The organism is Gordonia sputi NBRC 100414 (genome assembly GCF_000248055.1).
In the GTDB taxonomy this organism is placed as follows: Bacteria; Actinomycetota; Actinomycetes; order Mycobacteriales; family Mycobacteriaceae; genus Gordonia; species Gordonia sputi.
In genome coordinates this window covers 19,731-33,520 of record NZ_BAFC01000112.1, presented here as the reverse complement: position 1 = coordinate 33,520, position 13,790 = coordinate 19,731, and the positions used below count along the sequence as shown (strand labels likewise).

Below are 13,790 nucleotides of genomic sequence, written 5' to 3'. Positions count from 1 at the left end.
CACACACTGATGTCGCGAATTTAGCAATGAGCGCAAGTCGTCGATTTACATGGTCCACAGTGGTTACGGATTCACGCTCATCTGGTCGCAAACCATGGCATTGAACGTGACGAGTCGAGGCCCGTACCGACGAGCTGATCGTCGAAATATGTTCGGCGATAGGGACATTCGGCCCTTTTCTGGACTTGCCTACGACCTCATCTGGTTGGATGCGGACGTGAGGAGACTCATCGCCAGACTCTGCCACGGACACTCATCGGTCGTCGATATCTGGGACCAAGGTCCTGACAACAGCACAATTCGGGACGCATTGCCACCGAATGGTGACAAGACGTGCCTGATACGGCACAGAATCCAGCATACCCAGCTTAAAGTAAAGGATATGGCCCACGCTTGTTTGTAGGTCAGGCAGTCTCTTCCTATTGAAAGTGGTGGTTTCACAATGTGCACCCGAGTGATTTGGCCAGATGCCGCGGGAGCAGTTCTCGTCGGACGCAACATGGATTTTCACAAAGATCTGATGACCAACCTCTGGACTCAGCCCAAGGGTATTTCTCGAGACGACGGCGTGGAGGGCAAGCTGACGTGGACGTCGAAGTACGGCAGTGTCATCGCCGCGGCCTACGACATCATTTCCGTCGACGGTCTCAACGAGGCGGGGTTGGCGGGCCACATCCTGTGGCTGGCCGAATCGACCTATGGGACCCGTGATGAATCACGGCCGGCGCTGAGTCAGGCGGTGTGGCTGCAGTACTTCCTCGACAACTTCGCCACCGTGGACGAGGCCGTTGAATGGATCAACAGCACCGATGTGCAGGTCATCCAGATGCCCGACCCCACCGGCGGCAAACCGCCCGCGATTCACCTCGCACTCGACGACAAGACCGGCGACTCCGTGATCATCGAGTACCTCGACGGTCACGCCAAGGTGTATCACGATCGGTCCTACCACGTGATGACCAATTCACCCACCTACGATCAGCAACTCGAACTGCTGAAGAGGTGGGAGGGCCTCGGGGGCGACGCGCCACTCCCCGGCGACACCCTCGCCGAGCACCGCTTTGCGCGTGCCGCGTACTACGCGAGCCGTCTGCCGAAGCCGGCGAGTCAACTCGAGGCCATCGCGGGCATGTTCAGCGTGATCCGCAATGCCGCGCAGCCCTTCCGTATCCCCGATCCCGGCAAACCCGATGCCTCACAAACGATTTGGCAGACAGTCAGCGATCTCACCAACGGGCGATTCGTGTACGACTCCACCACTCGGCCGAACATCGTGTGGGTTGATATCGCTGATCTGGACCTTTCCGAAGGCGCTCCGCAACTCAAGCTGGATCTGCTCAGCAAGCTCTCTCTCGAGGGCGGGATCGCAGGCAACGTGAACGAGCATTTCGAAGACAAGGGTCCGATGACGTTCCTGTCCTTCGCGCTTCTCAAGCAGTTGGAGGACGCCGAGAAGGGGCAGAAGGCAACGGCATAACCCACTGGAATCGATCACGCCGATGGGCACTCGTCCATCGGCGTGATCGATTTCGGTGTCGCAGGCCAGCGCTTCTCGATGCCAACAGTGGTGCCATGACAAGCTCGTCGGATGAGTCCGACAAATGGTGCAGGCAATCTGCCTCCGATTCAGATCGAATGGACCGCGCGGCAAGGCGACGCCCGACGCGCCACATTGTCGTCGCTCGCAGCGCCTCGCCTCTGGGCGCGCACTGTCGGTATAGCCGCGGTCTTCGCGACGATCTTTGCCGCGGTGTGTATTGCGACGGGCAGCGGGTGGTCCTTGGGACTGCTGATCGGTGTGAGCGTGTTCCTCGTGTGCTCGGTTGCATGGATCGGCGCCGCGCTGATCGCTGGCCACGTCCAGAACCGCAAGATCCTCGCCCCGGGCGCCACATGGGGAGCGGGCGCCGACGATGAGTTCCTGCGCGTCGACACGCCGGCGTCGACGGTGTTGTTGCGGCGCGACAGCATTCGATCGGTGACGCCAGTCGGCGGGCAACTCGTGCTGGTGAAGGCGTCGCCGGAGAGCATCAGATTGCTGCCCGCACCGCTGTTCGCGCAACCGGTGTGGACGCTCGAATCTTGCTGATGACCGTGCCCGACGGCGTGATGAGCGGTCTTCGGTGCGCCCGCGTGAATCTCTCTCAAACCACTCGAGTGGGCGCACACCGGCCGGAGGCCGGCAAGGATGTGACTGGTGCCCCCGGCAGGACTCGAACCTGCGACCTAGGGATTAGAAGGCCCTTGCTCTATCCACCTGAGCTACGGAGGCGAAACCGACACGCAGAGTGTACGGCAGCGAGCCGGGTGCCCTGACTTCGGCCGTATTCGGTGACGTTGGCCGTATCCACAGGCGGAGTCCTGTCCACAGCTTGGTCTCGCGCTCGGTGTCGGGAGCTTGTTCTCCGGAATGCTCACAGTCAGCCATCTCAGCCCGAGTTCGGAAACTCGGTGCCTGCAGCGGATGGCACCTCACGGCAGGAGCGGAGCAAATGTACGAAACGTATTCGACGATCGTGGGCCGAGTGATCTCCGACCCCAGGCGCAACCGCATGGCGAACGGCGACGAGGTGATCTCGTTCCGCATGGCCAGCAACACGCGTCGACGAGACCGCGCAACAGGCGAGTGGATCGACGGGAACAGCTTGTTCCTGACCGTCTCGTGCTGGCGGCGGCTGGTCGCGGGCGTGGCGTCCGCGGTCGAGAAGGGGCGGCCGGTCATCGTGCACGGGGCAATTCACACGAACAGCTACACGACCAGCGGCGGCGAATCGCGCACGGAGCTGGAGATGATCGCCGACTCGGTCGGCCTCGACCTCGCACGCTGCGTCGTCGAGTACCGCGGTCGCGGCGATGTCGCGGCTCCTCAGTCTGCGGATACGCAAGCGTCGGGCGTCGCCGCACCCGACGATGCGGCTGGCGCTGCGGCGTGACCGAGTGGTCGCCACGGTGAATGCGGGAGGGGTGTGTTCATCGGGGCGGGACTCGTCATGAGGCGATAACGTCTGCGGCGCAACGGAATCCGAGGTGCGACGTCGCCGAGTCGTCGGATTGTGGAGAGCGGGCGGCGGGTCGGTAGCGTCGGCAGTACTGCGGTGAGCACAGGTGCGAGCCGCCCTTCGTGACACGCGTGACCTGTGGAGATGTGGTGGGCGTCAAGAGGTCCGGCCGACCGTCGGGGGAGACCGTCGCAAGATCGGGCGGGACGTGGCGCGGAGTGAAGACGTCCGACGTGCGCTCCCAGACGTTGCCGATCATGTCGAGGAGTCCGAAGCCGTTCGGTGGATAGCTCCCCACCCTCGACGTTCCGCTCCAGCCGTCGCTCGCGTACGGGAAGTTGCCGATCCACGTGTTGGCGAGAATCTCACCCTCGGGGTGCAACTCGTCGCCCCACGCGTACTCGTGTCCGACGACGCCGCCACGTGCGGCGTACTCCCACTCGGCTTCGGTGGGGAGTCGACGGCCCGCCCACGCGGCGTAGGCGACGGCGTCGGCGTACGCGATCTGGGTGACGGGGTGGTCGTCGTGCCCGACGATGTCGGTCGCGGGTCCGAGCGGGTGACGCCACGACGCTCCCGGCTGCCATCGCCACCACGCTCGCCAGTCGGTGAGGTCGACGGGGCCGGCCGTCGGTGTGAAGACAAGGGCACCCGGAACGAGCATCGCTGGGTCGGAGCCGGGGAAATCGACGGGGTCGATGTCGCTCTCGGCAACGGTCACGTACCCGGTGTCGCTGACGAACGCCGCGTACTGCGCATTGGTCACCGGATGCCGTTCGATCGCGAAAGCGCCGACGCGACGCTCATGTGCGGGACGTTCCTCGGGGTAGAAGCGATCCGAACCCATACAGAAGACGCCGCCGGTGAGCTCGACAAGCTCGGTCAGCGGCGCAGAGGCGGTCACCCTCTCGATGGTGCCAGTGATCGTGTTCGCACGTCTGCGGCGATCGCGGCGCCGTGTTCGCGGGCGGGCGGGTCCGACTCGATCACGGCCATGTGGGAGAGTGTCGCGCCACGTCGATAGAGTGGTACGCGACGTTGCGCCGAGAGCCTGCCGTGTCGCCGGAGGGCGATACCCCGCATGCACTCTCCGGTATCGGAGCTCGAGCGCAGATGACCACAAAACCGCAGGTGAGGACATTACGTGGCTGGCGAGTTTATTTACACGATGAAGAAGGTGCGCAAGGCGCACGGTGACAAGGTCATTCTCGACGACGTCACCATGTCCTTCTACCCGGGCGCCAAGATCGGCGTCGTCGGTCCCAACGGTGCCGGTAAGTCGTCGATCCTCAAGATCATGGCGGGAATCGACCAGCCGTCGAACGGCGAGGCATTCCTCGACCCGGAGGCCACCGTCGGCATTCTGTTGCAGGAGCCGCCCCTCAACGAGGAGAAGACGGTCAAGCAGAACGTCGAGGAGGGGATGGGCGAGATCAAGCAGAAGCTCGACCGCTTCAACGAGATCGCCGAACTGCTCGCCACCGACTACTCCGACGAACTCATGGAGGAGATGGGCAAGCTCCAGGAAGACCTCGACAACGCCGACGCCTGGGACCTCGACTCGCAGATCGACCAGGCCATGGACGCACTGCGCTGCCCGCCCGGCGATTCCCCTGTCACCCACCTCTCGGGTGGTGAGCGCCGTCGCGTCGCGTTGTGCAAGCTGCTGCTGTCCAAGCCCGACCTGCTGCTGCTCGATGAGCCGACCAACCACCTCGACGCCGAGAGCGTGCTGTGGCTCGAGCAGTTCCTGGCGTCGTACCCCGGCGCAGTCCTCGCGGTGACGCACGATCGCTACTTCCTCGACCATGTGGCCGAATGGATCTGTGAGGTCGACCGCGGCAAGCTGCACCCGTACGAGGGCAACTACTCCACCTACCTGGAGAAGAAGGCCGAGCGTCTCGAGGTCCAGGGCAAGAAGGACCAGAAGCTGCAGAAGCGGCTCAAGGAAGAGCTCGCTTGGGTCCGTTCGGGCGCCAAGGCCCGTCAGACGAAGAACAAGGCCCGCCTCTCGCGGTACGAGGAGATGGCAGCGGAGGCCGAGAAGACGCGCAAGCTCGACTTCGAGGAGATCCAGATCCCGACGCCGCCGCGTCTGGGTGACGTGGTGGTCGAGGTCGCCAACCTCGACAAGGGCTTCGACGGTCGCGTGCTGATCAAGGATCTGTCGTTCACGTTGCCGCGCAACGGAATCGTCGGTGTCATCGGACCCAACGGTGTGGGTAAGACGACGCTGTTCAAGACCATCGTCGGACTCGAGGAGCCCGACTCCGGCTCGGTGAAGGTCGGCGATACGGTCAAGCTCAGCTACGTCGACCAGAACCGCGCCAACATCGACCCGAAGAAGAACGTGTGGGAGGTCGTCTCCGACGGCAACGACTACATCGAGGTCGGCCAGAACGAGATGCCCTCGCGTGCGTACGTCAGCGCCTTCGGCTTCAAGGGTCCCGATCAGCAGAAGCGGGCAGAGGTGCTCTCCGGTGGTGAGCGCAACCGCCTCAACCTGGCGTTGACGCTCAAAGAGGGCGGCAACCTGATCCTGCTCGACGAGCCGACCAACGACCTCGACGTCGAAACCCTCGGCTCGCTCGAGAACGCCCTGGAGTCGTTCCCGGGATGTGCCGTGGTGATCAGCCACGACCGGTGGTTCCTCGACCGGACCTGTACCCACATTCTGGCGTGGGAGGGCAATGTCGAAGAGGGACAATGGTTCTGGTTCGAAGGCAACTTCGAGGCGTATGAGGCGAACAAGGTCGACCGGCTCGGACCCGACGCCGCGCGTCCGCACCGGGTTACTCACCGGAAACTCACTCGCGACTGAATCGCGTCACTACCATCGCGGTAGGGCTCGAATCGGAGATCATCTCCCAATCTCCTTGAAGTGAAGGTGAGTGCGTTGTCTCAAGAGAGTGCTCTGTTGCCTGCGGCGGTCAGCTGCTATCTCAACGCGAGCAACCCTCCGGGCGACGCGCACCACCCGACGACGGGTTCGGGCGGTGGTCTCACCGACGCGACCGACCTCGACGCGATCGACGATGCCGATCTGAACCGCGTTCGTCGACACGTCGGGTTGGCGTCGACGCGATCAGCGGGGCAGTGCCTGGTCGACGTGAGCTCGGGACCGTCGGGAACCGAGATCGTCGTCGTCAACGACGACATGCCACTGCTGGTCGAAGCGGTGCTGACCGTCGTCGAGGCGCACGGACTGACCGTCAGCCGCATCGACCATCCGGTGATGGCGGTGGCGCGCGACGAGGCAGGCACGCTCAGCGACATCGGCGCCGGACCAGACCGCTCAACGGAGTCGTGGATCTACGTGGTCGCGATGTCGGCGAAGGGTGAGGTCGACACCGAGGCCTTGCGTACCGAACTCGTCGACGTCATCGCCCGTGTGGCCGACGTGGACCGCGACGCGGTGGATATGCGCGGCCGCCTGTCGACCTGCGGTGCCGACTGCGCCGTCGCCCCGACCACCGCGCAATCGGGCATAGCCGCCGTCGACCGGTACGAGTATTCACGCCTTCTCGACTGGTTCGCGGGCAACCACTTCGTGCCACTCGGCTACCGCAGGGTGGGCATCGACGGCGCGGTCTCCGACGGCCGGGGTCTGTGGCGGGGCGACTCACTCCTCGACCTCACCCAGGCGCGCGACTTCGGGGTGCTCACGCAGCCGCCGCTATTGCCGCGTGTCTCGCGGGTCTATCTCGAAACCGGCGTGCAGCGGTCGAACTATCCGATCCTGATCCAGATTCCCGAGTTCGACGCCGCCGGAACGCATGTGGGAGAACACCGATTCCTCGGCACCTTCACCTCGTCCGGCCTGCACCAGACGATCCTCGACGTCCCCGTGCTGCGCGGCAAAGTGCACGAGGTGATCCGCCGCGCCGGCGTCGACGAGGATTCGTTTGCCGGTCAGTCGATGATCGAACTGCTGCAGAACTACCCGCTGGTGGAGATGTTCGCGTCGTCGGATGCCGAGTTGAGCCGTCGGATCGGCGAGATGTTCGACGCCGTCGCCACCCGAACCCTGCGCGCGTTCGTCCGCGTGAACCCGCAGGGCAGTACCGCCACCGCGCTCATCTATCTACCTCGCGACAGGTACAACACGCAGAACCGCTTGGCGCTGCAGAACGTCGTCTCAGAACAATTGCATGGCACTGCGCTCGAGTACTCGGCACGTGTCAGCGAGATGCCCCTCGCGCAACTACAGGTGATGGTCCGCGTCGACGAATCCGACGCCGCGCGACGCGGCACCTTCGACATCGGGACGCCCGAACAGAGCGCCATCCAACACGAACTGGCACAGTCAATCCGGACGTGGGACGAGCGGTTCCGCGAAGCGGCGGGCGGACTCGACGCGGCGTCGGCCAGGCTTCCCGTCGGCGGCGTCGACGCCCTGTTTCGGTTGCTTCCTGCGCTGCCCGAGGATTACAAGGACCAGCGCGAGCCGTCGGACGCACTCGCCGACCTCATCCGTGTCGCCGATCTCGACGCCGGCGACATCGCCGTGGCGCTGGCGCAGACCGGCAGCGAGCCCGGGGCGCTGTGGAAGTTCACGCTGTATTTGTGCGGCGGCGCAGCCACCTTGACCGACGTGCTGCCGGTGCTCCACAGCCTCGGCCTCGACGTCGTCGACGAGCATCCGTACCGCCTCGTGCGGCCTGACGGGCAGGTCTGCCACGTCTACGAATTCAGTGTCGCGTTGGCCGACGGGATGTCGGTGGATCTCGACTCCGCCGACGACCTCGACGGGCGGTTCACCGATGCCTTCGTGCAGATCTGGCGGCAACGCGCAGAGGTCGACGCCTACAACGAGCTGATCATCAGGTGCGGCCTCGACTGGCGTTCCGCGGCGATGCTTCGTGCGTACGGTCGGTACCTGCGCCAGTGCGGCTTCTCGTACAGCAACACCCTGGTTGCGCACACCCTCGGCGAGTACCGCGATGTCACGCGGGGACTGGTCGAGCTGTTCGAGGCGTCGTTCGACCCCGACCACGCCGACGAACAGCAGCGCGACCGTGCGGCAGCTGCGCTCAGCGACGACATCGGCAAGGTCCTCGGACTCGAAGCCGACCGCATCGTCTCGGCGTTCTCGGCCGTCATCGGGGCGACGTCGCGCACCAACTTCTACGTCCGCGACGACGACGCCGACCGACCGGTGATGTCGTTCAAGTTGCGGCCCAGGGAGATTCCGCAAACGCCCGAGCCGCGGCCACTGCACGAGATCTTCGTGTACTCGCCGCGCGTCGAAGGGGTGCACCTGCGTTTCGGTGCCGTTGCCCGCGGCGGACTGCGCTGGTCGGATCGACGCGAGGATTTCCGCACCGAGATCCTGGGTCTGGTCAAGGCGCAGGCCGTCAAGAACGCGGTGATCGTGCCCGTCGGCGCCAAGGGCGGATTCGTCGTCAAGCGGCCGCCCGCACCGACCGGTGACGCCGCCGCGGACCGTGACGCCACGCGCGCCGAAGGTATTGCGCAGTATCGAGATTTCATCTCCGGCCTGCTCGACGTCACAGACAACCTCGACCAGCACACCGGTGCGGTCATCCCCGCGAGGTCGGTGGTGCGTCGAGACGGTGACGACACGTATCTCGTCGTCGCTGCGGACAAGGGCACGGCGTCGTTCTCCGATATCGCCAATGATGTTGCAGCGCAGTATGATTTCTGGCTCGGGGATGCTTTTGCCTCGGGTGGTTCGGCGGGCTACGACCACAAGGCGATGGGCATCACCGCGCGAGGCGCATGGGAATCGGTCAAGCGTCACTTCCGTGAGATGGGCGTCGATACCCAGTCGCAGGACTTCACCGTCGCCGGTATCGGCGACATGAGCGGCGACGTGTTCGGCAACGGCATGCTGTTGTCGCAGCACATCCGTCTCGTCGCGGCGTTCGACCACCGGCACGTGTTCGTCGATCCGAATCCGGACGCCTCGTCGTCGTATACCGAACGCGCACGGCTCTTCTCGTTGCCGCGCTCGTCGTGGGCCGATTACGACACCTCGCTCATCAGCGAGGGTGGCGGGGTCTGGTCGCGAGAGACCAAGTCGATTCCGATCAGTGAACAGATGCGCACGGCACTCGGGCTCGACGTTGGTGTCGACGCGTTGTCGCCTCCGGAACTGATTCACGCGATCCTGCTGGCGCCAGTGGACCTGCTGTGGAACGGCGGCATCGGCACCTACATCAAGTCGTCATCCGAATCCGACGCGCAGGTGGGGGACAAGGCCAACGATGCGATCCGTGTCGACGGAGATCAGTTGCGCGCCAAGGTCGTCGGCGAAGGCGGCAACCTCGGCGTGACCGAACGCGGTCGGATCGAGTTCGACCTCGCTGGCGGGCGCATCAACACCGATGCGATGGACAACTCGGCGGGCGTCGATTGTTCCGACCACGAGGTCAACATCAAGATCCTGCTCGACTCCGCGGTCTCAACCGGCCAACTCGTGGCTGCCGACCGTGATCCGCTGCTGGAGTCGATGACCGACGAGGTCGCCGATCTGGTGTTGGCCGACAACGTGTCGCAGAACTCCGAGCTCGGTTTCTGTCGCGCGTACTCGCTCGAGCGCGTCGATGTGCATGCCCGCCTGCTCCACGAGATCGCCTCGCGCGGCGTCGATTTGGCTCTTGAGGCGCTGCCGACACCGCAGCAGTTGATCAAGCGGCTGCATTCGGATGTGCACCGCGGGCTCACCTCGCCCGAACTCGCGACGCTGATGTCGCACGTGAAGTTGATCGCCAAGGACGACCTCCTGGGGGGTGACCTGCCCGAGAACGATGTGTTCGAGGGTCTGCTCGCCGAGTACTTCCCGCTTCCGCTGCGCGAACGTTTCGCAGACGGCATCCGTGCGCACCGACTGCATCGCGAGATCGTCACCACCGTCCTCGTCAACGAAGTCGTCGACAGGGCGGGCATCACGCACCTGTTCCGGCTCGGAGAATCGACGGGCTCGACGACCGAGGAGGCCGTGCGGGCGTACGTGGTTGCCGACCGGGTCTTCGGACTCTCGGATCTCTTCGCGCGCATCCTGCATGCCGACGCTCCGGTGGAAGCCATCGACGAGATGATGCTCTACGAGCGGCGACTGCTGTTCCGGGCGTCGAGATGGCTGCTGGCGTTTCGCCCGCAACCGCTCGCGATGGCGGCGGAGATCACCCGCTACGCCGAGCAGGTGGCTGAACTGACCGCACTGATCGACAGTTGGTTCGGCGCGCAGTCGGCCGCCGACGTCGAGCGGCGCGTCGAGCACTACCGCGAGCTCGGTGTCGAGACCGACCTCGCCCACGACGTCGCGATCAGTCTTCATCGGTTCTGCCTACTCGACATCGTCGACGCCGCCGAGATCGCCGACCGCGATCCCGTCGAGGTCGGCGAGCTGTACTTCGCGATCATGGAGCATTTCGGACTCGAGGAACTGCTCACCGCGGTCTCGACGCTCGAGTACGGTGACCGCTGGCATGCGTTGGCGCGCTTGGCTCTTCGCGACGACATGCACGGCGCGCTGCGTGCCCTCACGCTCACGATCCTGCAGAGCAGCGAACCCGACGAGAGCGCGGCCGAGAAGATCTCCGAGTGGGAGTCGTCGCACTCGTCGCGGCTGTCTCGGGTGCGCTCGATGCTCGCCGATATCGAGCAGGGTCCAGAACTCGACCTCGCGACGCTGTCGGTTGCGGCGCGGCAGTTGCGCAGCCTCATCAGGTGACGAACCTCGTCAGTTGACGACGATCGGCCCTCTCACGGGGAGGTGTCGCGAACGAAAGGACAGTCGTGCTCTACGAGGACGAGGGAGTCAGGACCGACGCCGGTTACGTGGTCAAGGTTCCCGTCCGCTGGTCGGACATGGATGTGTTCGCGCACATCAACCACGCGCGCATGGTGACACTCATCGAAGAGGCTCGGATTCCCTGGCTCTTCTACGACGGGCGACCCACAGCCGACCTGCGTCGCGGCTGTGTCGTCGCGGACCTGCACGTCAAGTATCGCCAACAGGTGCGCCACGACGAGGGGCCGATCGTCGTGACCATGTTCGTCGAGAAGGTGCGCGCCGTCGACTTCGTCGTCGGATACGAGGTGCGTCCAGATGCCGCGTCGCCGACCGACAAACCCGCCGTCACCGCGACCACCCAACTCGTCGCATTCGACGTCGACGCACAGCGGCTGCGGCGACTGACCCCGGACGAGCGTGAGTACCTGGAGAGTTTTCGCCGCACCTCGGACGACAGCGCGTGACCGCGTTACCCGAGCGGTTCGTCGTCGCTGCCGGCCCCGACGACCGCAGGGACGCACTGGCCTTCCTGACGCGCGCCATGCGACTCGACGAGGCCGCGGTGATCAGAGTGGTGCAACGGTCTGACGGGCTACTCGCGTTCTGGGCACATACCGGGTTCGACGTCCTGGTCACCCGGTCGATCTTCGGCAGTGCTGCGCCGTCGGACATCGTCGTCGACGCGGACACACTGCAGGGCCGGTTGAGCGACGGTACGGCGGGTGTGCCGGTGGAGCCGGGGATGTCACTCGACTCCGCGTGGCGTGGTGCGCTACCGCTGCGCAGCGGCTACCGGCATCTCGACGACGTCCCAGCGCGGACCGTTGTCGAGTTGACGCGCGAGGGAGCACGCCTCGCACGCGAAGAGGGCAGCAACTTCGGGCCTGCGACGGGCCTGCTTGATCAAGGCGTACTCGACGTCTCGTCGGCCGACGGGGCACTGAATGCCACGGTCTCGCTGCGCTCGTTGTTCGCGCTCACCGCAATGGGTTTCGTGCGCGACGCCGACGGCCACGAGGTCACCGAGACATCACCGATCGACGCCATCGGCGCCACCGAACCTGTGCGCGTGCGCATTTCGGCAGCGTGGATTCGGATCGACGCGCGCTACGGTTCGGTGTACCAGCGCAGGCACCGCGACCTCGATGTCACGGTTGTCTGAGCTGTTCTCAGACGAGCCATGCGGCGGCGTTGGGTGCCAGCATGCCGTCGACGAGGGGTGCGCTCGTGAGGATCAGTTCTCCCGGCGGTAGCCCGACCGGTTCGCTGGTGGTGTTCAGCGCGCACACCAGGTGTCCCTCGGAGCGTCGGAATGCCAGGCACCCCGTCGGGGCGCCGTACCACTCGATGTCATCGCCTGCGAATTCTTCACGCTCATAACGCAATTCGATGGCCGTGCGGTACAGCGACAGCGTCGAGTTCATGTCCTCGAGCTCGGCTTCGACGGTGAACTCCGCCCACGACTCTGGAATCGGAAGCCACGTCTGCGGATTCGTCGAGAAACCGAACGGCGGCTCGGAGCCCTCCCACGGCAGCGGTACCCGTGATGCGTCCCGCCCGCGTTCGGTGTGTTCGGAGCGTTCCCAGACCGGGTCCTGCAGCGCGTCGTCGGGCAGGTCGGCGTTGGGGAGGCCGAGTTCTGCGCCGTTGTAGATGAATATCGAACCGGGAAGCGCGAATTCGACGAGCGCCATCGCCCGTGCCCGCGCAGTGCCCAGCTCGATGTCGGCATGGGGCGCCGGCTCGGCTTCCGGTGTCTCGGCTTCGGGTGTCTCGGCTTCTGGTGTCTCGCTGTCAGAAGTGTCGCTGTCCGGTGTTTCGCCGTCGGCAGTCTCGCTGTCGGGGATCGCACCGGCCAGACCGTAGCGGGTCACCTCTCGGTCGACGTCGTGATTCGACAGCGTCCAGGTCGGTGTTCCGCCGACGCTGTGCACGGCGTCGAGGGAGTTCTCGATCGCATCTCGGATGGCGGCTGCGTCGAAAGGTGCCTTGGCGAGTCTGAAGTTGAAACCCAGATGCAGTTCGTCCGGGCGCAGGTACTCCGCGAATCGCTCGTTGTCGTCGACCCAGATCTCGCCGACGTTCGCAGCGCCGGGGTAGTCGTCGATGACCGCGCGGATCTTTCGGTGGATGTCGTGGACCGCGTAGTTGTTGAACCTCGGGTCGTCGTCTCGGTTGACCAGGAGTCCCGCGGCCTCGACGTCCATGTCGGGAAGGTCGGCGGGTTTGGCCATGCCGTGTGCGACGTCGATGCGGAAGCCGTCGACCCCGCGGTCGAGCCAGAAGCGCAGTGTCTTCTCGAGGTCGTCGAAGACCTCGGGGTTCTCCCAGTTCAAGTCGGGCTGCTCGCGCGCGAAGATGTGGAGGTACCACTGCCCGGGCGTGCCGTCGGGCTCGGTGACACGGTCCCACGCGGGTCCGCCGAAGATGCTGACCCAGTTGTTCGGCGGCTCGTCGCCGTTCTCGCCCCGCCCGTCACGGAAGATGTACCGCGCACGTTCGGGACTGCCCGGTCCGGCCGCCAGTGCGTCGATGAACCATTGGTGCTGGTCGCTGGTGTGGTTGGGGACGAGGTCCATGGTCACGCGGATCTCGCGGTCGTGCGCCTCGACGATCAGTTCGTCGAACGTCGCCAGATCGCCGAAGAGCGGATCGATATCGCGCGGGTCCGAGACGTCGTAACCGTGGTCGGCCATGGGGGAGCGCATGATCGGGCTCAACCACAGCGCGTCGATGCCGAGCAGTTCGAGGTAGCCGAGCTTGTCGATGACACCGGCGAGGTCGCCGACGCCGTCGCCGTCGAGATCGGAGAACGACCGCGGATAGATCTGGTAGAAGATCGCCGAACGCCACCAGGTGTCGTCGGCAGGGTCGAGCTGGGTCGCTACCGCTGCGACTCCTTCTGCCTCAAGGACCCTGTCGGTCTCAATGACGCCGTCAGCCTCGATGACGTCCTGGTCGTCGGCGCCGAGTGCGTCGTCGTTGAGGTCGTCGGGTGTCTCGTCGCTCACCGCGACAATTCTGCCCTA

General features: G+C 65.0%; 9 protein-coding genes and 1 tRNA gene. 7 read left to right on the top strand and 3 right to left on the bottom strand.

Going from position 1 to position 13,790, the window contains the following annotated elements; genetic code table 11:
- The first annotated feature begins 442 nt into the window (after nucleotides 1-442).
- Complete coding sequence (locus GOSPT_RS17460) at nucleotides 443-1,477, top strand: linear amide C-N hydrolase (protein WP_005207770.1); 1,035 nt, start codon at nucleotides 443-445, stop codon at nucleotides 1,475-1,477.
- Between the two features lie 111 nt (nucleotides 1,478-1,588).
- On the top strand, nucleotides 1,589-2,089 hold the full coding sequence (locus GOSPT_RS17455; RefSeq protein ID WP_005207769.1) for a hypothetical protein: 501 nt from the start codon (nucleotides 1,589-1,591) through the stop codon (nucleotides 2,087-2,089).
- A 106-nt stretch (nucleotides 2,090-2,195) separates the two neighbouring features.
- On the opposite strand, the gene GOSPT_RS17450 is transcribed toward GOSPT_RS17455, so the two are convergent.
- Nucleotides 2,196-2,272, bottom strand: a tRNA-Arg gene (locus GOSPT_RS17450).
- Between the two features lie 220 nt (nucleotides 2,273-2,492).
- On the opposite strand from GOSPT_RS17450, the gene ssb reads away from it, so the two are divergent.
- Nucleotides 2,493-2,933, top strand: coding sequence for a single-stranded DNA-binding protein (gene ssb / locus GOSPT_RS17445; protein ID WP_005207768.1), 441 nt, complete (start codon nucleotides 2,493-2,495; stop codon nucleotides 2,931-2,933).
- A 55-nt stretch (nucleotides 2,934-2,988) separates the two neighbouring features.
- On the opposite strand, the gene GOSPT_RS17440 is transcribed toward ssb, so the two are convergent.
- Nucleotides 2,989-3,846, bottom strand: coding sequence for a formylglycine-generating enzyme family protein (locus tag GOSPT_RS17440; protein WP_197500799.1), 858 nt, complete (start codon nucleotides 3,844-3,846; stop codon nucleotides 2,989-2,991).
- A gap of 297 nt (nucleotides 3,847-4,143) precedes the next feature.
- On the opposite strand from GOSPT_RS17440, the gene ettA reads away from it, so the two are divergent.
- The 4 genes from ettA (at nucleotide 4,144) to GOSPT_RS17420 (ending at nucleotide 11,923) form a co-directional block, all read left to right on the top strand.
- Complete coding sequence (gene ettA, locus GOSPT_RS17435; RefSeq protein ID WP_269449443.1) at nucleotides 4,144-5,820, top strand: energy-dependent translational throttle protein EttA; 1,677 nt, start codon at nucleotides 4,144-4,146, stop codon at nucleotides 5,818-5,820.
- A gap of 66 nt (nucleotides 5,821-5,886) precedes the next feature.
- Entirely contained in the window at nucleotides 5,887-10,698 is a 4,812-nt protein-coding gene (locus GOSPT_RS17430; RefSeq protein ID WP_039856547.1) for an NAD-glutamate dehydrogenase, read from the top strand.
- 65 nt (nucleotides 10,699-10,763) lie between these two features.
- A complete protein-coding gene (locus GOSPT_RS17425) occupies nucleotides 10,764-11,225 on the top strand; it encodes an acyl-CoA thioesterase (RefSeq protein WP_005207764.1) in 462 nt (153 codons plus the stop codon).
- A complete protein-coding gene (locus GOSPT_RS17420) occupies nucleotides 11,222-11,923 on the top strand; it encodes a DUF8010 domain-containing protein (RefSeq protein ID WP_005207763.1) in 702 nt (233 codons plus the stop codon). Before GOSPT_RS17425 ends, GOSPT_RS17420 begins: the two co-directional genes overlap by 4 nt.
- A gap of 7 nt (nucleotides 11,924-11,930) precedes the next feature.
- On the opposite strand, the gene GOSPT_RS17415 is transcribed toward GOSPT_RS17420, so the two are convergent.
- Nucleotides 11,931-13,781 carry a glycoside hydrolase family 13 protein gene (locus GOSPT_RS17415; protein ID WP_039856532.1) on the bottom strand — a complete coding sequence of 617 codons (1,851 nt, stop codon included), beginning with the start codon at nucleotides 13,779-13,781 and terminating at the stop codon, nucleotides 11,931-11,933.
- Nucleotides 13,782-13,790 lie beyond the last annotated feature (9 nt).